We start from the raw sequence: 18,282 nt of genomic DNA, 5'->3' as shown, positions 1-18,282 counted from the left end.
ATCCAGGAAGCCCGCGTTATCGTTGACGTTTTTCGCGAGCAAGCTCGCTCCTACAGAAGGCGATGACGCTTAACTGGCAGGCATTAGTGCTTGCCCCGCCCCCATCAATCATCATGCAACAGCCCCGAACCATACTCCCCATAACTACTCCCCAGCCCACTGCCACCGAAATTCATCTTCGCGGCTTTGTTGGGGCTATGGTCACCAAATGCCTGGCACCCGCCCGAAAAGCACGGGTCGCTGCTGGTCACGCTCGATGAAGATGAACAAGCGCTTAACAACAACGTGCCGGTGATCATCACAACTTTGACGAGGTTCGAGATCATGGTTTCAACTCCCTGTGGGCTGGAGGCGCTGGGGTCCTCTCTCAGTAGGGGATCGTAGACCTCAACGGCGCAGGGAATTATGAAACTTTGCTGGGGGACAGCATGAGTTCAGGTTGCCGCCTTGGGTAAGGCGGCGGGGTTGGTTGTCAGGCTTTGACTGGAGCGGTTAGAGGCGCAACTTGTTCCTGGGCTCGGTCAACGAGCAGCGAGCTCAACTCGATTAACTGCTGAATGCCCAGGGCGATGGCGCGCTGGGAGTCGTCGAGATCGAATGCCAAGGTGGCGGCCATTTCGTTGGCGGATGCGAGGTTTTCGGCGGCGTTGGCCAGGAGGGTTTCGGGGTCGATGGTTGGGTTGACGAGGAATAGGTTGTTGCTTGGGTGTTCGGCGGGCGCAACGTCGTCGGATGGGGGCAAGTGATGGGTGATTGCGCGATGGGCTGCGGCTTGAAGCTTGGGATCAGAAGATGCAGCGTTTGAAGCATAAGGCGGATTAGGTGTGACCTTGTACATGGCGAAGCTCCTTTAGCGTTTAAGGAACTGCCTATCTCACTTCCACATGAGGGGTGGCAGCTGTACGCAGGTGTGGAAGACCAGGGCTAAAGGACCCGGCGCACAGAAGTGCCCCGCGCACAGCCGCCATAAGCAATCATACAGACGTAAAAAAACGCCGGTAGGTGTTTATGGGCGATTGAGCGCCTTCAGCTTGGTCGGACTTCCACATCCGGCCGCTGGATTGCCAGCGGCTTGAGGAGGTTAGCTAGGGGTGGTCTGAGGGGCAAGCTTAGAAAAGCGTGGGATATTTCCTAGAAGTTTGGACCTGTTCCAGTAGATTGCTTTATCCGTTACACCGATGATGGATTGGAACTACTAAACCAAAGAGCCTTTAAAACAAAGGCCTACAGTTAACCCAGCTTTAGCTCGTACCACTTATGTACCACTGGACTCCTTTCGATCCATACCTCCGCCCTGACTATCCGCCTTCGGCATCAGGCAGATAACGGCCGAAAACAGCTCGTGGACACTCTAATGGCGAAACAGTAGCTTATGTTGCTAGCGGGCGAGAAACACTCAACAGCGGATCATCCCGCCCATGCCGCGTTTCACTTTGGACGATGTCGAGAAATGGGACCGAAAACTGAAGAGTTGATCTGCATTCTTGATCAGCTTGCAATCGTGCTCGAAAGCGATGGAGACACCCACTGGAGCTTTTGGATGCGTAAGGCAAGGGCACTATTGCTGGATTCTGATTACTCTGGGATTGAGTATCTACTATCAGCCTATGGCGGAATGGGCTCATTAAATGATCTCATTCTTGGTCAAAGCTATGTCGATGGCGTCCTTTCTTGGAATCCAGGTCATGTCGAGCTAAACGAAAAATTCATTGAATTGCGCAACAACGCCGAACAGCTCGCCAACGCAATAACACGGTCTCAAACTTGATCAGGCAGCTAAACAAAAAAGGGACAGATTTATTGATGCTATCGCTGAAAAAAGCTAATCACGAGACAGCAATAAGCCAAATCCGTGGCTTATTGCCTTAGGCCTTCAGCTCATCTGGCGTGGGCGTCTTGAGCCAATCGGCCAAGCGGCATTCATTCGCGTTTTGCCAGCCTAGCCCGAAAGCGCAGAATCGCTCCAGCACGTCAGCGTCAAAACGAACTTTGAAGTGCTCTTTGGTTACTGCCGATTGCCCCGCTTGGGCTTGAGCATTTCCTTCGCCTGAGCTTTACCAAACAATCCCACAAGCACCTCGCTCGCTGGTTTGGCCTTAGAAAAGTCCTCAGCCGGCCATTCCGGGTTCACTGCATCAACCCTTTCAGAACGGGAGTTTCTGGTCATTATTTTTGCCCCCCCAGTTTGTTGGCTTCACGAAAGCCGATGACGTGAACCGCGTCACTCATGGGCAGATATCGAAGCCAGACTACGGTACCTAATTTTGAGTAGACAGCGAAAAGCAATTCACTTCCAGATACACCTCACGACGGACTGCTGAGTCAACCAAGCACATCAAGGTGTAAGATGCCCCACAACCGTCCACCATCGAGACCGCCATGACTGGGATATCCCTAAACCTGCCGGAAGACCTGTCCAACTCTCTCGCCGACCTGGCCAAAACCAACGGCCAGACAGCAAGCTACCTGGCGATGGACGTTCTTCGCGACTACATCGAGCACGAGAAAACGCTGACCGCCCAAATCGAGCTGGCAGTAAAGGAAGCCGACGAAGGCAAATTCGCCACCGATGACCAAGTGGCAGCCATGCGCGCTAGGCGCTGGAGCCGGAATGCGGGTTGAGTGGCTTGAAAAAGCACTCAAAAATCTGGAAGACGAAGCGAATTATATCGCTCTCGAAAATCCAAAAGCCGCTGACGACTTCTCGGATGCCATTTTCGCCAGCGTCGACAGGCTGGCTCAGTTTCCTTCTATAGGACGCGAAGGTCGGGTGAAACATACCCGCGAATGGGCAGTCCCCAACTGGTCCTATCTGATCCCGTATAGAGTGCGGGGTGATCGACTGCAGATCCTTGGTGTATTCCACACACGGCAACGCCCTCGTTCGAAGTGGTAATGCGCGCAAAACTTGCCTCACCGGCACCCAAGATCCGTTCCTGATAAACTGCGCCCCATTCGCCTTGCCAACTCAGATCCCCCATGTCCCTACAAACCGCCCCACTCTCCCGCCGCTTCTCCGTCGCCCCGATGATGGACTGGACTGACCGCCACTGCCGGTTCTTCCTACGCCTGCTCTCCAAACACGCCCTGCTCTACACCGAGATGGTCACCACCGGCGCGATCCTCCACGGCGACCACGACCGCTTCCTGCGCCACAACGAAGCCGAGCACCCGCTGGCGCTGCAATTGGGCGGCAGTGTTCCGGCTGATCTGGCCGCCTGCGCCCGTATGGCCGAAGCGGCTGGTTATGACGAGGTGAACCTGAACGTTGGCTGCCCCAGCGACCGGGTGCAGAACAATATGATCGGCGCGATCCTCATGGCGCACCCTGCCCTGGTGGCGGATTGTGTGAAGGCGATGCGCGATGCGGTGTCGATTCCGGTGACGGTGAAGCACCGTATCGGTATCAATGGCCGGGACAGTTATGCCGAGCTGTGTGATTTCGTCGGGACTGTGAAGGATGCCGGTTGCACCAGTTTTACCGTGCATGCACGGATTGCGATTCTGGAGGGGTTGTCGCCCAAGGAGAACCGGGACATTCCGCCGTTGCGTTATGACGTGGCGGCGCAGTTGAAGCGGGATTTTCCGGCGTTGGAGATTAATCTCAACGGTGGGATCAAGACGTTGGAGCAGTGCCAGGAACATTTGCAGACGTTTGATGGGGTGATGTTGGGGCGGGAGGCTTATCACAATCCGTATTTGCTGGCGGAGGTGGATCAGCAGCTGTTTGGCAGCACCGCGCCTGTGATCACCCGCGCTGAGGCGTTGGCGCAGTTGCGTCCGTATATAGCCGAGCACTTGGCGACAGGTGGCTTGATGCATCACATTACGCGCCATGTTCTGGGGCTGGGGACCGGTTTCCCGGGGGCGCGCAAGTTTCGGCAGTTGTTGTCGGTGGATATTCATAAGGCGAGTGATCCGTTGGCGTTGCTGGATCAGGCGGGGGAATTGTTGGAGGGGCGGTGACGGGTTGGGTGTCAGTGGTGGTATTTGGGGCTGACAGGCTGCTTTCGCGAGCAAGCCCACTCCCACAGTTTTGAGCGATGTGTGTCAGGTGAATATCATTGGCTGGGCTGGCGTCATCGCAGGCAAGCCAGCTCCCACAGTTTGACCGATGGGGGCTAGGTGAATCTCAGTGGCTGGGCTGGCGTCATGCAGGCAAGTTGGCTCCCACAGTTTGATCGGAGGGCATCGAGCAGTTGGGGGGAACCTGTCGGCGATTCTGGCCTCCTAGTTAGCACCACGGCCGGTAATTCAAACGGCTGTTTCCAGGTTATTGCCCTCGCAAACGACCTAACGCATTTGCGCCCTTGAGCGCCTGCCAGCGCTCGGGTAATGTCATCAGACCCACAGGACAGAGCACGCCCATGACTTCCAAGCTGGAACAACTCAAGCAATTCACCACCGTCGTAGCCGATACCGGCGATTTCTCCACGCTCGCCAAGCTCAAGCCGCAAGACGCGACCACCAACCCTTCCCTGCTGCTCAAGGCTGCGTCGATTCCTGGCTATGCCAAGCTGCTGGATGAGTGTGTGCAGGACTGCAACGGCGATGTGGGCCTGGCCAGTGACCGCTTTGCGGTGGCGGTGGGTCAAGAGATTCTCAAAGTCGTGCCGGGCCGTATTTCCACTGAGGTGGATGCGCGCCTGTCGTTCGACGAGGCCGCGATTCTCAAGCGTGCGCACCGTCTGATCGACCTGTACGACAAAGCCGGGGTCAGCCGCGACCGCGTGCTGATCAAGATCGCCTCCACCTGGGAAGGCATCCGCGCCGCCGAGAAGCTGGAAAAAGAAGGCATCCAGACCAACCTGACGCTGCTGTTCTCGTTTGCCCAGGCCGTGGCTTGTGCTGAAGCGGGTGTGTTTCTGATTTCGCCGTTTGTGGGCCGTATCTACGATTGGTACAAGAAGGCCAACGGCAACGACTACACCGGCTCCGAAGACCCGGGCGTGCAGTCGGTGACGCGCATCTACAACTACTACAAGGCTAACGGCTACAAGACCGTGGTGATGGGTGCGAGCTTCCGTAACCTCAGCCAGATTGAGGAGTTGGCAGGGTGTGATCGCCTGACCATCAGCCCGGACCTGCTGGAGAAGCTGGCAGCCGATGAAGGCAAGCTTGAACGCAAGTTGGCGCCAGGGCATGCCGGTGAAGCACGGGTGCATATGACTGAAGCGCAGTTCCGTTGGGAGTCCAACGAGGACGCGATGGCGACTGAGAAGCTGGCGGAGGGGATTCGTCAGTTTGCTCGGGACCAGGAGAAGCTGGAGGCGTTGTTGTCGGCCAAGCTGTAAGGGCAGATAGCAGCAGAAAGGGCGGCACCTGTGAGGGTGCCGCCCTTTTTTTGCCTCGCTGTCACCGCCGTCCAGTGTGGGAGCTGGCTTGCCTGCGATAGCGGTGGGCCAGCCAACACTTCATCGACTGACAGTGCGCTATCGCAGGCAAGCCAGCTCCCACATTGGACTGTGTGTGTTTGAGCAGGGAGGCTGTCAGTGGCGCTCTAGGGCGTTGACGAGGTCGTGGAAGGCTTCGCGGTTGGACTCGTTCAAGCCCATCAGGATCTTGTGCGCTTCCAGCACCTTGACCCGCACGACCTCCTCGGACTGGTCCTGGGACGGCAGGTCGGTAAGGCATTCCGGGCAGGGGATCGGGCGATCAACGATGTTGAACACCTGATCAAAGCCCATGGACTGCAACAGACGGGTGATGTCTTCGTGGGTGGTGACCACGGTCGGCAACAGGCCGACCTTCTGCCGCGACAGAATGGACAACTTGGCCAACAGGCCCAGGGTGGTGCTATCGATGCTGCGCGTTTCGGTCAGGTCGATCACGATCGCCGAGAAGTTCAGCGCTGTGAAGATCCGCTCGATCGTCGCATCCAGGGCCGAACACAAGGTCAGGCGCACTTCACCGACAAACTTCAGGACGAAGGTCCCGTCTTGCTCGGCGAATTGGATTCTTCCGGTACTCATCAAAGATTCCTGCTCAACACCAATAGGGCGATATCATCCGGCATCTCCCCTAGCGTGGCCAATCCAAAAACCTGCCGCAGGCCATCCAGGCTGCCGCCCGCCGACTTGACCTTTTGGGGCAAGGCGGCTTCTTTCTCTTTGAGTGTAGGCTCTGGAAGAAGGTCCAGAATTCCGTCGGACAGCAGCGTCAGGCTGAAGGTCGGCGGCAATTCCAGGATGTGGTCTTCGTACGTGGCTTCGTTAAACAAGCCTACGGGCAGGCCACGCCCTTCCAGGTAGCGCACACTGTCAGGAGTGTATAAAACAGGCATCGGCAGGTGACCGCCAATACTGTAGGTCAAAAGACCGGTTTCTTCGTCGATCACGCCGCCGACCATCGTCACGTGCTTGCCCAGCTTGCAGCTGATCAGGCCTCGGTTGATGTGGCCCAGCACCTCGGAGGGGGTGAACTCCGGCAAGGTGCCATTGCGCTTGGACTCGAACAACAGCCGTGTGGTCATGAACTTCAACAACACGGTCACAAACGCTGAAGACGCGCCGTGGCCGGAAACGTCGGCCAGGTAGAACGCTACGCGCCGCTCATCGACGCGGAAATAGTCGACAAAATCACCCGACAGGTACAACGACGGGATGATCTGGTGGGCGAACTTGAATTCGTCGGTGGTCCAGGGGCTGACCGGCAGCATGTTCATCTGCACCTGGCGACCGGCGTTCTGGTCTTCCTGCAGCAGGTTCAGGCTGGCTTCGAGTTCGCGGTTGGCGGTCTCGAGCTTTTCACGGTAGCGCTGGTTTTCCAGGAGCAGGCGTGCACGGTCCAGGGCGCGGCGCACCGAGTGCTCCAGCACAGCCAGGTCTTCCAGGGGCTTGATCAGGTAATCGGCGGCGCCCAGGCGCAAGGCTTCAACGGCATCGTTCATGACACCGGCACCGGACACGACAATCACCGGCGTTTGCGGGGCAAGCTCGGTCACCTGGCGAATCAGCTCAAGGCCGCCCATCTGGGGCATGCGCAGGTCGCAGATCACAAGGTCGGGCTTGTCGCGCTCGAATACCTGGAGACCCTGTTGGCCATTACTGGCCTGCAGGACGCTGAAGCCACTGTCTTCCAAGTAGGCCGCGAGGCTCGCGCGCACTACTTCGTCGTCATCGATTATCAGCAGCGTGGCACTGGTTTTTTGCATGTGGGCAAACGGCGCCAGAATTAGGTTGGCGTAGGCGGCTCGGCAATGGCCGGGCTCACGTACTGGATTCGCTTTCTAGCCTCTCTGTCCTACAAAGCATTGGGATTTGGCCCATGCACAACGGTAAAGCAGAGGTGCCCTTCTAAGGCGCAGACGGTACTCCCATCCGTGAGGGGTTTCAAGCTCATGCCGATGGTCGCCGGGCGTCTTTACACCGCAAATCACCGGGAGTTATAAGAACCCTCACAACCACAACGCAAAGTAAGGATGGATGCTGTGAGCGAACACGAGCGCGACTACGCCGAAAAACGCGATTTCATCCGCATGCGAATAGATGCCGATGTGTCTTTGATCCATGCCGGGCAGGAGATCGCCGGTACCTGCGTGGACCTCTCCAGTTCCGGCATGCAAGTGCAGGCACCTCGCCAGTTCACGGTGGGTGACCTGCTGACCGTGCGCATTGATTCAGAACACGCTGCGCTCAGGGGTCTTGAAGCGGATACCGAGGTGGTGTGGACCAAGGCAGTAGGCGATGACCAGCATCTGGGCCTCAAGATTCTGAAAATGCGCTAACGCAGCATCCAGCCCCTGCGCAAGGGTGACGCGGAGCGTCACAGGAGGCGCTCCCACGCGGAGCGTGGGGAACGATCAGTGCGCACAAAAAAGGCGACCCTATGAAGGTCGCCTTTTTCATTTCAAAACGTCACAGCTTAAAAGTCGTCAACGACCTTGCCGTCCTTGACCTTGAACTCGCGGTTCTGCAGGTAAGCGTTACGAATGAAGGTGTACTTGTCGCCGCTGATCAGCTTCTCGCTGTCGAGCAGGCTGGCGCGCACGTCGACGACGTTGAGGCCGAAGGTGCTGTTACGCCAGCCGATGTCGTTCATGTAGCGGTACGGTTGGGTGTAGCTGTCGACGTATTTGGACGGTGCATCGCGCAAGGTGCTTGGGCCCAGCAACGGGATCATCACGTACGGGCCGCTGCCCACGCCCCAGTAGCCGAGGGTTTGGCCGAAGTCTTCATCGCTGCGCTGCAGCCCCATTTTGGTGCCGACGTCGATAAAGCCCAGGACGCCAAACGTGGTGTTGACCAACAGGCGCGCAGTGTCGACGCCTGCATTGTGCGGCTTGAGTTGCAGCACGTTGTTGGCCAGGTTGCCGACATCACCGATGTTGCGGAAGAAGTTGTGAACGCCGTCCTGCACAAATTGTGGGGTGACGAACTGATAGCCCTGGGCGATTGGCTTGAGGGCATAGGTGTCAACGGTGTCGTTGAAGGTGAAGATGGGGCGGTTGACGCTTTCCCATGGGTCATCTTCCGAGGCCGCTTGGGCAGCGAAAGGCGCCAACAGGATGGTGGCACACACCGATAGCTGAGCGAAGTACTGGCTCCAGCGCATAGCTTTTGCTCCTTGAATGGTCTGTCATGGGCGCTATGCCCTGAATAAGGCCGTCAGTATATGACGGAAGTGCCGATTTAGGCAGCTACCTAGAATCGTCTTACGTAAAATGCACAAAATTCCTACAAATATCGACAGTGTCATCCCCTTGTCATGCCGCCCCGATAGCGTGGCAGCTATTTCAGGGACGTTCAGATGCCACACGCCGAGATTGCCGTCGCCGCAGCCCCCTCATTGACCGCCGTGTTATTTGGCCTGAGTGGCTGCCTGGTGGATTTTGGTTCCCTGGCGCGCACCGACTCACCGTGCGCGGATGCCGAGGCCACGCCGGGCGCATTGAAAATCCTGCGCAGCCTCAAAGAACAAGGCGTGCCCTGCGCCTGGCTGGACGAACTGCCTCCCGCCGTGACCACGCCACTGTGCGCCGGCCTGCCTGGCTGGCTCAAGGCCGCCTCACCCTCCTCCATTCGCTGGCCCGCGCCCCACGCCTGCTGGCAAGCCCTGATGGAGTTGAACATCGAACGCCTGGAAGGCTGCGTACTGGTCAGCGGCGAGCCGCGCCTGCTGCAATCGGGCCTGAACGCCGGTTTGTGGACCATCGGCCTGGCCTCCTGCGGTTCGCTCTGCGGCCTGTCGCCCCAGCAATGGCAGGCGCTGACCGAGCAGCAACGCGAACACAAGCGTGGCAAGGCCACGGTGGCACTCTATGGCCTGGGCGTGCACTCGGTGATCGACCACCTGGGCGAACTCGGCACCTGCCTGGCCGACATCCGCCTGCGCCAGCTCAAGGGCGAGAAGCCCTGATCGAGATCATGCACAGTTGGCCGCAGTGGATTAATCTACAGGTCAGCCCGTAGACCTTTCACGGCGTGCCGCGGTCTATGCCAGTGCCTATCGATAAAAGGAAAGAACGTCATGCCTGATCGCGAGAAGTTACAACAGCAGGCCGATATTGTGCGTGAGCAACTGGAGAATCATCCCGAGTTGCCCGCCGAGAAACGTCAAGCATTGGAAGAGTTGATCGCCAAATTCGAAGTCCAGTTGGAAATGGAACCGGCCACCCAGACGCCCAGCATCGCTGACGATGTGAACCGGGCAGTGGAAGGTTTTGAACTGGACCATCCAGGCATTGCCGGGACGTTGCGCAATATCGTGCTGACCCTGGGCAATATCGGCATCTAACCCAATCCCAAGCCAAACACACAACCAAATGTGGGAGCTGGCTTGCCTGCGATAGCGGTGTATCAGTCACTTGATGAATGACTGAAAGATCGCAATCGCAGGCAAGCCAGCTCCCACAGTTTTTTGTATGAAGGTTTACTGGCGCGCCAGCCGCACGTTCAGGAACTGGGTGTTCTCAGTGCTGCGGTACGGGTTGATATCCAACCCACCCCGGCGCACATACCGCGCATACACCGTCAACTTCTCCGGCTTGAGCAAGCGCTGCAAGTCCAGGAAGATCCGCTCCACACACTGCTCATGAAAATCCGAGTGCTGGCGAAAGCTGACGATATATTCCAGCAGGCTGGCATGATCCAGCGCCGCACCGCGATATTCCACCACCACACTGCCCCAGTCAGGCTGGCTGGTCACCGGGCAGTTGGATTTGAGCAGGTGGCTGTGCACGCTCTCCTCCACCACGCGCGAATCATCGCAACGCAGCAGTTCCGGGCGCGGGTGTTCGTAGCTGCTGACGTTGATATCCAGGTCGTCAATGCACACGCCCGGGAGCGCCATCACGCCTTCGGCCTCAATATCGGCCAGGCTGCGAATGCGCACGCTCACGGGCTTGCCGGCAGCAGCGCTGAGGTCGGTGCGCAGGGTGGCTTCAAGGCTTTGCGTGTCGGCAAACGCGGTCTGGTTCAACGAGTTGAGGTACAGCTTGAACGACTTGGACTCGATGATGTTTGGCGAGTCGGCCGGAATGCTGAATTCACCGATGGCTACCACCGGCTTGCCCGAGGGCAACAGCCAGGACAGTTCGAAGCAGTTCCAGAAATCCACGCCCTTGTACGGCAGGGTCTCGGCGCTCAGGCCCAGCTCGGCCCACTTGGCGGCGCGTGGAATCGGGAACAACAACGAAGGCGTGTAAGTGCTGATGTATTCACTGGACTTGCCCAGCGGCGAATGTTCGGCTGCGGGATGCATGGCGGAAACCTGGCTAAATAAACCGCGCCAGTCTACCAGCCTTTGCCCCCGCCCTTAACAAACGCCTCACTCAACGGTCAGTTTGCCGACCATGCCTGCCTGGTAATGCCCAGGCAGGTTGCAGGCGAACTCAAGGCCCGTGGCCTGCTTGAACGTCCAGGTCAGCTCGGCCGTCTTGCCCGGCTCCACCAGCACACTGTTGGGATCGTCGTGCTTCATGCCGCCCATGTCGCCGTGGCCCATGGCGCTGTGATCCATCTTGCCCATGCCGGTGGCGGTGAGCATGCCACTGGCTTGCATCTGCAACATCTCTTTCTGGTGGGCGGCATGCATGGCCGCGTCACCCAGGTTGAACTCATGCAGCAACTGGCCTTTGTTGACTAGCACGAAGCGCACGGTTTCACCGGCCTTGACGTCCAGGGACTTGGGCTCAAAGGCAATGTCCCGCAGCGTGACTTCAACGGTGCGCGTGGCTTTATCCGCCGGGGCCGGCTGTCCGAACGCGTAGGTGTGAGTCGCATCCGCCAGTGCATTGAAACTCAACGCCAACAGGCAGCCCGCCAATAACTGGGGTGTACGCAACGCCATCTTTCACTCTCCAAAATAGGTATCCAGCTTGGGCAACACTTTAAGATGGCCTCGCTGCCAGTCAGCTGACTGCTAGATTACAACTTTGTCAGCTTGCGCCCATACCCCGGAGCCCAGGGTATAAAGGCCGGCGTCCACCTTGACCAAGAGCCCTACATGAAACTGCTGATCGTCGAAGACCAACCCAAAACCGGTCATTACCTGCGTCAGGGCCTGGCCGAAGCGGGCTTTACCACCGAACTGGTGGCCGACGGCACCTGTGGCCAGCACTTGGCGCTGACGGGCGACTATGACTTGTTGATCCTCGATGTGATGCTGCCCGGCCGCGATGGCTGGCAAATCCTGCAGGCGGTGCGCAGTGCCGGCCTGGACATCCCGGTGCTGTTCCTCACCGCTCGCGATGCCGTAGAAGACCGAGTACATGGCCTGGAGCTGGGCGCCGACGATTACCTGGTCAAACCCTTCGCCTTTTCCGAACTGCTGGCGCGGGTGCGCACCTTGTTGCGCCGTGGCAGCAGCACGCCGCAGGACACCACGCTGCAACTGGCCGACCTGAGCCTGGACTTGATCCGCCGCCGCGTCGAGCGCAGCGGCCAGCGCATCGACCTCACCGCCAAGGAGTTCGCCTTGCTGGAGCTGCTGCTACGCCGCCAGGGCGAAGTGCTGCCCAAGACGCTGATCGCCTCCCAGGTGTGGGACATGAATTTCGACAGCGACACCAACATCATCGAAGTCGCCATTCGCCGCCTGCGCCTGAAGGTCGACGACAATTTCCCCAACAAACTGATCCACACCGTGCGCGGCATGGGTTACGTGCTGGAGGAACGGTTCACGTGATCAAGCGCCTGTCCCTGACCAGCCGCCTGGCGCTGCTGTTTGCCGCCTGCACGGCGGTGGTCTCGTTGATCGCCGGGGTGCTGTTCAACCGGGCCAGCGAGGCGCACTTCATGGAGCTGGACCAGCAACAGCTCGAAAGCAAACTGGTGGCCCTGCGCAGCACCTTGCAGGGTGTCACCTCACGGGAAGACCTCGCCCAGCGCACCCCTCAACTGCGTGCCGAACTCGATCACCAGCCCGACCTCACCTTGCGCATCACCGGGGCGGGTCAACGTTGGCTGGACGGCGCGCCACACCTTCCCTTGCCCCAAGCACCCGGCCTGCACAGCCTGCAATACGCAGGCACCGACTACCGCGTCTTCATCGCACCCTTGACGCCCAGCCAACTGGATTCGCCACAGCTGACCCTGATCCTCGACATCACTCACCACCAGCACTTTCTACAACGCATGCAACGCTTGATCTGGCTGACCGTGAGCCTCTCGGCCCTGGCCACCGCCCTGCTCGGCGCCTGGGCTGCGCGCAGTGGCTTGCGACCGCTGCGGCGCATGGGCGAAGTGGCCGCCAGCGTCTCCGCGCACTCCCTCACGCAACGCTTACCCCAAGAACAAATGCCGGTGGAACTCGCGGAACTGGCCCAGGCCGTCAACGCTATGCTGGCGCGCCTGGACGATGCCTTTCAGCGCCTGTCCGCCTTCAGCGCGGATATCGCCCACGAACTGCGCACACCGCTGTCCAACCTGCTGACCCAGACCCAAGTCATCCTCACCCAACCGCGCCGGCTGGAGGATTACCGCGAGGCGCTGCACAGCAACCTGGAAGAGCTGCAATGGATGGCGCAACTGGTCAACGACATGCTTTACCTGGCCAAAGCTGACCACGGCTTGCTGATGCCCAGCCGTGAAGCTCTGGATTTGGGCGATGAGGTCGACGCACTGTTGGAGTTCTTTACCCTGCTGGCGGAGGACGCGCAGGTGAGGCTGGTGCGCGAAGGCAGCGCCCAGACGATGGGCGATCGCGGTATGTTGCGCCGGGCCTTGTCGAATCTGCTGGATAACGCGCTGCGGTTTACCCCACCAGGCGGTGAAGTGCGGGTGCGGCTCGAGAGTGGCGTGACACTGACGGTTGAAAACAGCGGGGAAGGTATTCCTGCGCCGTTATTGCCGCGGCTGTTTGACCGGTTCTACCGAGCCGATCCGTCGAGGCGTGCAGGCAGCAGCGAACATGCAGGGTTGGGGTTGGCGATTACCCAGTCGATTGTGCGGGCCCATGGGGGCAGGATTTATTGTGAGTCGCAGGCGGGCTGGACCCGGTTTGTGATTGAGTTGCCTAAGGGCGACTGCTGATCGTTCCCACGCTCCGCGTGGGAATGCAGTCCAGGACGCTCTGCGTCCTAACAGCGGACGCGGAGCGTCCGGTGAGGCATTCCCACGCAGAGCGTGGGAACGATCAGGTTACGAATACCTGAGCGCATGCGCCGGCTCAATCTTCGCCGCCCGATACGCCGGGTAAATCGTCGCCAAGAAGCTCAACACAAACCCCGCCGAGCAAATCAGCAACACATCCCCACCTTGCAGCTCCGACGGCAGGTTGCTGACAAAGTACACATCCGAACTGAAGATATGCTGCCCGCTCACCCGCTCCAGCCAGCCCACCAGCTCGCTTACGTTCAGCGCCGCAATCACCCCCAGCACGCCGCCGATCAAGGTGCCGACCACGCCAATCACAGTACCCTGCACCATGAAGATCGCCATGATCTGCCGAGGCGTGGCGCCGATGGTGCGCAGGATGGCGATGTCCGCGCCCTTGTCGTTCACCACCATGATCAAGGTAGCGATGATGTTGAACGCGGCCACGGCGACGATCATCAGCAACAGCAGGCCGATCATGGTCTTTTCCATTTTCATCGCGCTGAACAGGCTGCCCTGGGTGTGGGTCCAGTCGTCCGGCTTGTAGGCCGCGCCCAGGCTGGCGGCGATATCTGCCGAGACTTTCGGCGCTGCATACAGGTCCTTCACCGCCAGGCGCACGCTTTGCACCTGATTGGGCTGCCAATGCTGGATTTCAGCGGCGTCGGCCATGTGGATCAGGGCCATGGAGCCATCCAACTCGGCGCCGACTTTGAAGATACCCACCACATTCAGGCGCTGCATGCGCGGGGTGATGCCGCCCGGCGCGCTGCTGAGTTCCGGCACGATCAGGGTCAGCTTGTCGCCCACGCTCAGGCGAAAGCGGCGTGCGGTGATATCACCGACCACCACCCCGAACTCGCCGGGTTTGAGGTCGTCGAGTTTGCCGCGCACGATGTGCTGGGCCACGATCGACACCTTGCCTTCCTGGGCCGGGTCGACGCCGCTGATTTCGATCGGCTGCATCGCGCCCTTATAGGAAAACATGCCGTCCATCTGGGTGAAGGGTACGGCGGCGGTGACTTGCGGGTTCTTCATCGCGGCGGCGGCCACCGGCTGCCAATCATCAATCGGCTTTACGCCGACGATGGTCGCGTGAGGCACCATGCCCAGGATGCGCGAGCTCATTTCACGCTGAAAGCCGTTCATCACCGAGAGCACCACAATCATCGCCAGCACGCCCAGGGCGAGGCCGATCATGGAGGTCATCGAGATAAACGAGACAAAACGGTTGCGGCGCTTGGCGCGGGTATAGCGCGTGCCGATGAAAATGGATAACGGTCTGAACATTCGCGGGCACCGTTGGAAAAATGAAAAAGCCCGGCCTCAAAAAACCGGGCTTGCAACAGGTCAGATAGCGACCAGATGACCTTCCTGCAAATGCAGTACGCGGTCCATCTGCCGGGCCATGCTCATGTCATGGGTCACCACCAGGAACGCGGTGCGCATCTGGGTGCTCAGCTCCAGCATCAAGTCCTTGATGCCCTGGGCGGTGTGAGAGTCGAGGTTACCGGTCGGCTCGTCGAGCATCACCAGGCCGGGGTTGTTCACCAGGGCACGGGCGATCGCCACGCGCTGGCGCTCACCACCGGACAACTCCGCTGGCTTGTGCTCCAGGCGATGGCCCAGGCCGACGCGCTCAAGCAACGCCGTGGCACGCTGGCGCGCTTCAGGAATCGCGGTCTTGCCGATCAACAGCGGCATGCACACGTTTTCCAGGGCGGTGAATTCCGGCAGCAAGTGGTGGAACTGGTACACAAAGCCCAACGAGCGGTTACGCAGTTGGCCACGGGCCTTTTCATTCAACGCCGACAGTTCTTCACCGGCCAGCCAGACGCTGCCCTGGGACGGCGTATCGAGGCCGCCCAACAGGTTGAGCAAGGTACTTTTGCCGGAACCGGAACTGCCGACGATCGCCACGCGCTCGCCAGGGTGCAGTTCAAGCTGCAGGTTGGACAGCACCACCACCGACTCCGGGCCCTCCTCGTAGGATTTGCCCAGGTTGCGGCAGCTCAGGATTGCTTTTTCACTCATGCCCGATTCACTCATAACGTAATGCCTGTGCTGGCTGGGTACGTGCCGCGCGCCAGGCTGGATACAGGGTGGCAAGGAAGCTCAGGACCAACGCGGCGCCGCCCACCATCAGCACGTCCTGGGTTTGCACCTGGGACGGCAAGTAATCGATGAAGTAGACGTCGGCGTTGAGAAACTTGTGGCCGATCACTTTTTCAAGCAGGGCAATGGCGGCGCTGACGTTCAGCGCGGCCAGAATGCCCACCGCCGTGCCGATCAGGGTGCCGACGACGCCGATCACCGTGCCTTGCACCATGAAGATCGCCATGATCTGCCCCGGCGTAGCGCCCAGGGTGCGCAGGATGGCGATGTCGCCCTTCTTGTCGTTCACCACCATCACCAGCGTGGAGATGATGTTGAAGGCCGCCACGGCGACGATCAGCAGCAACAGCAGGCCGATCATGGCTTTTTCCATGCGGATGGCCTGGTACAGGTTGCCGTGGGTGCGGGTCCAGTCGCGGGCGTAATACTCGGTCTCACCCAGGTGCTGGGCAATTTCCCAGGCGCCGCGCGGGGCGTCGAACAGATCGTTGAATTTCAGGCGCAGGCCCTGCACCTGGTCGGGCTGCCAGCGGTGCAGGCGGGCCAGGTCGGTGAGGTTGGTCAGGCCGATGTAACCGTCGATCTCGCCAGCGCCGACGTGGAAGGTGCCCACCACGGTAAAGCGCTTCATGCGCGGGAACATACCGGCCGGGGTCACGGTGACTTCCGGGGCGACGAAGGTCAGCTTGTCGCCAACCTCCACGCCCAGCTTGGCCGCGGCCTTGTCACCGATGACGATGCCGAAGCTGCCGGGCGCCAGCGCGTCGAGCTTACCTTGCAGCATGAACTTGTCGATGATCGAGACGTTGTGTTCCTGGGCCGGGTCGATGCCATTGAGCAGGATCTTCTGCACTTTGCCGTCGTTGGTCAGCAACCCCTGCATCTGGGTAAACGGCGCGACCGCCACCACCTTGGGGTTCTGCTGGACCTTGGCGGCCAGGCTTTGCCAGTCATTGATCGGCGCATCGCCTTCAATGGTCGCGTGGGGCACCATGCCCAGCACGCGGGTGCGCATCTCATGATCGAAGCCGTTCATCACCGACAGCACCACGATCATCACGACCACGCCCAGGGCGAGACCGATCATCGAGGTCAAGGAAATGAACGACACAAAATGATTGCGACGCTTTGCACGGGTATAACGCGTGCCGATAAATACGAAGAGAGGTCTGAACATGTCGGGGCTTGTTCGGAGGAAAAGAAGACGTCCCGGTGGCGGGGTCTGGTCAGCAGCTTTACACTCAGACCATTACCGTAACCTGGGGTTCGCCATGTCGACATTAGATGAAGAAGAGCGCCGCGAATACTACCGTATCGACGACATGATCGCACTTCAAATCAACCCCCTGTCTGGCCCCGACGCGGCGAGCAAGGAAGTGTTGCTGGATGATTCGCCGCTGTTCAATCTGCTCAGCGAGCTGCACTTGAGCGAATTCGAAGCCCAGCACCTGCTGCGCCAGATCAACGAGAAAGACCGCAGCCTCGCGGCGTTCCTCAAAGTGCAGAACAAACGCCTGGACCTGCTCAGCCAGGTCATGGCTCGCGGTTTGCTGAACGAGGTAGGTGCGCCGCAACCGGTGATCCTCTCCGAAGGCGGCATCGACTTCCAGCACCCCACGCCGCTGGCCGCCGACACTCACCTAGCGGTCAAGCTGGTGCTGATGCCCCAGGCGCTCGGTCTGTTGCTACGCGCGCGGGTGACCCATTGCGACCCCAAGGGCGACGGCTTTGATGTGGGCACGGAATTCGAGTCCATGACCGATGCCCAACGCCAACTGCTGGCGCGCTATATCCTGCAGAAACAGGCCCAGGAACGCCGCCTGGCGCGAGAACAAAGCGAAGACCTCTGAATACGCATTCACGACGCCAGCCATCCTGGCGCAAAGGAGCAACTGTGACCCTGATTTACGGCCACCGCGGTGCCAAAGGCGAAGCACCGGAAAATACCCTGACCAGTTTTCAGGAATGCCTCAAGCACGGCGTACGCCGCTGCGAGCTGGACTTGCACCTGTCCATGGACGGCGAGTTGATGGTCATCCACGACCCGACCCTCAAGCGCACCACCGACCGGCGCGGCAAAGTCGTCGAGTATTCGGCGGCCGACCTGGTGAAAATGGACGCGCGCAAAGGCGGCCCAGGCTGGGTCAGCCCCTGCCCGATCCCGCGCCTGGAGGCGTTGTTCGAACAGTGCGACTTCGATCACTGGCAACTGGAAGTCAAAAGCGCCTCGCGTACCCGCGCCGCGACCACCGTGCTGGCGATTCGCGAAATGGCCGTGCGCTTTGGCTTGATGGACAAGGTCACGGTGACGTCAAGCTCGCGGGAAGTGCTCAAGGCCGCCGTGGAACTCACCCCAGACCTGTCACGCGGCCTGGTCGCCGAATACGCCTGGCTCGACCCGCTGAAGGTCGCGCAGAACTACGGCTGTGAGTACTTGGCATTGAACTGGACGCTGTGCACCCCCGAGCGGCTGGAAAAAGCCCAGCGCCAGGGCTTGCATGTGTCCGTGTGGACAGTCAACGAACCTGCGCTGATGCGCAGGCTCGCCGACTTCGGCGTAGATAGCCTGATTACAGACTTTCCCGGTTTGGCCACTGCCACCCTCGAGAATTACTGAAATCGGTCTCCCCGG

22 protein-coding genes and 1 pseudogene are annotated in these 18,282 nt (G+C 59.7%); 12 read left to right on the top strand and 11 right to left on the bottom strand.

Going from position 1 to position 18,282, the window contains the following annotated elements; translation table 11 throughout:
- Positions 1 to 104: 104 nt before the first annotated feature.
- Together E1K68_RS08620 and E1K68_RS08615 are read right to left on the bottom strand one after the other, a co-directional pair.
- Entirely contained in the window at positions 105 to 326 is a 222-nt protein-coding gene (locus E1K68_RS08620) for a hypothetical protein (protein WP_078466614.1), read from the bottom strand.
- A 146-nt stretch (positions 327 to 472) separates the two neighbouring features.
- Positions 473 to 838, bottom strand: coding sequence for a DUF6124 family protein (locus tag E1K68_RS08615; protein WP_212613962.1), 366 nt, complete (start codon positions 836 to 838; stop codon positions 473 to 475).
- Positions 839 to 1,450: 612 nt separating this feature from the next.
- On the opposite strand from E1K68_RS08615, the gene E1K68_RS08610 reads away from it, so the two are divergent.
- Positions 1,451 to 1,768: a hypothetical protein gene (locus tag E1K68_RS08610; protein WP_133633397.1), complete on the top strand. Its 318-nt coding sequence runs from the start codon at positions 1,451 to 1,453 to the stop codon at positions 1,766 to 1,768.
- A 97-nt stretch (positions 1,769 to 1,865) separates the two neighbouring features.
- Here the strand turns inward: E1K68_RS08610 and E1K68_RS28140 are convergent.
- A pseudogene (locus tag E1K68_RS28140) lies at positions 1,866 to 1,977 on the bottom strand (hypothetical protein); the annotation flags it as partial.
- Positions 1,978 to 2,379: 402 nt separating this feature from the next.
- Between E1K68_RS28140 and E1K68_RS08605 the strand changes: the two are divergent.
- The 4 genes from E1K68_RS08605 (at position 2,380) to tal (ending at position 5,294) form a co-directional block, all read left to right on the top strand.
- Entirely contained in the window at positions 2,380 to 2,622 is a 243-nt protein-coding gene (locus E1K68_RS08605) for a hypothetical protein (protein ID WP_032902648.1), read from the top strand.
- Entirely contained in the window at positions 2,612 to 2,896 is a 285-nt protein-coding gene (locus tag E1K68_RS08600; RefSeq protein ID WP_057710859.1) for a type II toxin-antitoxin system RelE/ParE family toxin, read from the top strand. Before E1K68_RS08605 ends, E1K68_RS08600 begins: the two co-directional genes overlap by 11 nt.
- An 83-nt stretch (positions 2,897 to 2,979) precedes the next feature.
- Positions 2,980 to 3,966, top strand: a complete 987-nt coding sequence (gene dusA, locus E1K68_RS08595; protein WP_212613961.1) for a tRNA dihydrouridine(20/20a) synthase DusA — start codon at positions 2,980 to 2,982, stop codon at positions 3,964 to 3,966.
- 401 nt (positions 3,967 to 4,367) lie between these two features.
- Positions 4,368 to 5,294 (top strand): transaldolase, encoded by a 927-nt coding sequence (tal, locus tag E1K68_RS08590; protein WP_034135107.1) that lies wholly within the window; start codon positions 4,368 to 4,370, stop codon positions 5,292 to 5,294.
- A 195-nt stretch (positions 5,295 to 5,489) separates the two neighbouring features.
- Here the strand turns inward: tal and rssC are convergent, their stop codons facing one another.
- On the bottom strand, positions 5,490 to 5,972 hold the full coding sequence (gene rssC / locus E1K68_RS08585; protein ID WP_003172602.1) for an anti-sigma factor antagonist RssC: 483 nt from the start codon (positions 5,970 to 5,972) through the stop codon (positions 5,490 to 5,492).
- On the bottom strand, positions 5,972 to 7,153 hold the full coding sequence (gene rssB, locus E1K68_RS08580) for a two-component system response regulator RssB (RefSeq protein ID WP_169912270.1): 1,182 nt from the start codon (positions 7,151 to 7,153) through the stop codon (positions 5,972 to 5,974). Before rssB ends, rssC begins: the two co-directional genes overlap by 1 nt.
- A gap of 276 nt (positions 7,154 to 7,429) precedes the next feature.
- On the opposite strand from rssB, the gene E1K68_RS08575 reads away from it, so the two are divergent.
- Complete coding sequence (locus E1K68_RS08575; protein ID WP_003189689.1) at positions 7,430 to 7,726, top strand: PilZ domain-containing protein; 297 nt, start codon at positions 7,430 to 7,432, stop codon at positions 7,724 to 7,726.
- Between the two features lie 137 nt (positions 7,727 to 7,863).
- Here E1K68_RS08575 and E1K68_RS08570 read toward each other — a convergent pair whose 3' ends face one another.
- Positions 7,864 to 8,553 carry a VacJ family lipoprotein gene (locus tag E1K68_RS08570; protein ID WP_003189688.1) on the bottom strand — a complete coding sequence of 230 codons (690 nt, stop codon included), beginning with the start codon at positions 8,551 to 8,553 and terminating at the stop codon, positions 7,864 to 7,866.
- 195 nt (positions 8,554 to 8,748) lie between these two features.
- Here E1K68_RS08570 and E1K68_RS08565 point away from each other — a divergent pair, with 195 nt between their 5' ends.
- On the top strand, positions 8,749 to 9,357 hold the full coding sequence (locus tag E1K68_RS08565; protein ID WP_003189687.1) for a hypothetical protein: 609 nt from the start codon (positions 8,749 to 8,751) through the stop codon (positions 9,355 to 9,357).
- Positions 9,358 to 9,468: 111 nt separating this feature from the next.
- Positions 9,469 to 9,735: a DUF4404 family protein gene (locus tag E1K68_RS08560; protein ID WP_014717525.1), complete on the top strand. Its 267-nt coding sequence runs from the start codon at positions 9,469 to 9,471 to the stop codon at positions 9,733 to 9,735.
- A 135-nt stretch (positions 9,736 to 9,870) separates the two neighbouring features.
- On the opposite strand, the gene queF is transcribed toward E1K68_RS08560, so the two are convergent.
- Together queF and E1K68_RS08550 are read right to left on the bottom strand one after the other, a co-directional pair.
- The gene (queF, locus tag E1K68_RS08555) at positions 9,871 to 10,701 is read right to left on the bottom strand and encodes an NADPH-dependent 7-cyano-7-deazaguanine reductase QueF (RefSeq protein ID WP_003189684.1); all 831 of its coding nucleotides are present in this window, start codon (positions 10,699 to 10,701) and stop codon (positions 9,871 to 9,873) included.
- Positions 10,702 to 10,767: 66 nt separating this feature from the next.
- Positions 10,768 to 11,289, bottom strand: coding sequence for a cupredoxin family protein (locus E1K68_RS08550; protein ID WP_003189683.1), 522 nt, complete (start codon positions 11,287 to 11,289; stop codon positions 10,768 to 10,770).
- Positions 11,290 to 11,445: 156 nt separating this feature from the next.
- Between E1K68_RS08550 and E1K68_RS08545 the strand changes: the two genes are divergently transcribed.
- Positions 11,446 to 12,126 carry a heavy metal response regulator transcription factor gene (locus E1K68_RS08545; RefSeq protein WP_057710857.1) on the top strand — a complete coding sequence of 227 codons (681 nt, stop codon included), beginning with the start codon at positions 11,446 to 11,448 and terminating at the stop codon, positions 12,124 to 12,126.
- A complete protein-coding gene (locus E1K68_RS08540; RefSeq protein WP_212613960.1) occupies positions 12,123 to 13,472 on the top strand; it encodes a heavy metal sensor histidine kinase in 1,350 nt (449 codons plus the stop codon). The genes E1K68_RS08545 and E1K68_RS08540 overlap by 4 nt, the downstream gene beginning before the upstream one ends.
- 108 nt (positions 13,473 to 13,580) lie before the next feature.
- On the opposite strand, the gene E1K68_RS08535 is transcribed toward E1K68_RS08540, so the two are convergent.
- The 3 genes from E1K68_RS08535 to E1K68_RS08525 are packed head-to-tail and all read right to left on the bottom strand — an operon-like array spanning position 13,581 to position 16,827.
- Complete coding sequence (locus E1K68_RS08535) at positions 13,581 to 14,825, bottom strand: lipoprotein-releasing ABC transporter permease subunit (RefSeq protein WP_032892838.1); 1,245 nt, start codon at positions 14,823 to 14,825, stop codon at positions 13,581 to 13,583.
- A gap of 60 nt (positions 14,826 to 14,885) precedes the next feature.
- Positions 14,886 to 15,569, bottom strand: coding sequence for a lipoprotein-releasing ABC transporter ATP-binding protein LolD (gene lolD, locus E1K68_RS08530; RefSeq protein ID WP_019818240.1), 684 nt, complete (start codon positions 15,567 to 15,569; stop codon positions 14,886 to 14,888).
- A gap of 7 nt (positions 15,570 to 15,576) precedes the next feature.
- Positions 15,577 to 16,827, bottom strand: a complete 1,251-nt coding sequence (locus E1K68_RS08525; RefSeq protein ID WP_094774412.1) for a lipoprotein-releasing ABC transporter permease subunit — start codon at positions 16,825 to 16,827, stop codon at positions 15,577 to 15,579.
- 94 nt (positions 16,828 to 16,921) lie between these two features.
- On the opposite strand from E1K68_RS08525, the gene E1K68_RS08520 reads away from it, so the two are divergent.
- Together E1K68_RS08520 and E1K68_RS08515 are read left to right on the top strand one after the other, a co-directional pair.
- Positions 16,922 to 17,500: a PilZ domain-containing protein gene (locus tag E1K68_RS08520; RefSeq protein WP_212613959.1), complete on the top strand. Its 579-nt coding sequence runs from the start codon at positions 16,922 to 16,924 to the stop codon at positions 17,498 to 17,500.
- A gap of 44 nt (positions 17,501 to 17,544) precedes the next feature.
- Positions 17,545 to 18,267, top strand: coding sequence for a glycerophosphodiester phosphodiesterase family protein (locus E1K68_RS08515; RefSeq protein ID WP_003189671.1), 723 nt, complete (start codon positions 17,545 to 17,547; stop codon positions 18,265 to 18,267).
- Positions 18,268 to 18,282 lie beyond the last annotated feature (15 nt).

Origin of the sequence: Pseudomonas sp. B2021, assembly GCF_018135665.1 — a bacterium.
In the GTDB taxonomy this organism is placed as follows: Bacteria; Pseudomonadota; Gammaproteobacteria; order Pseudomonadales; family Pseudomonadaceae; genus Aquipseudomonas; species Aquipseudomonas lactis.
The sequence above is the reverse complement of the archived record's forward strand: the minus strand, read 5'-3'. Positions and strand labels throughout refer to the sequence as shown.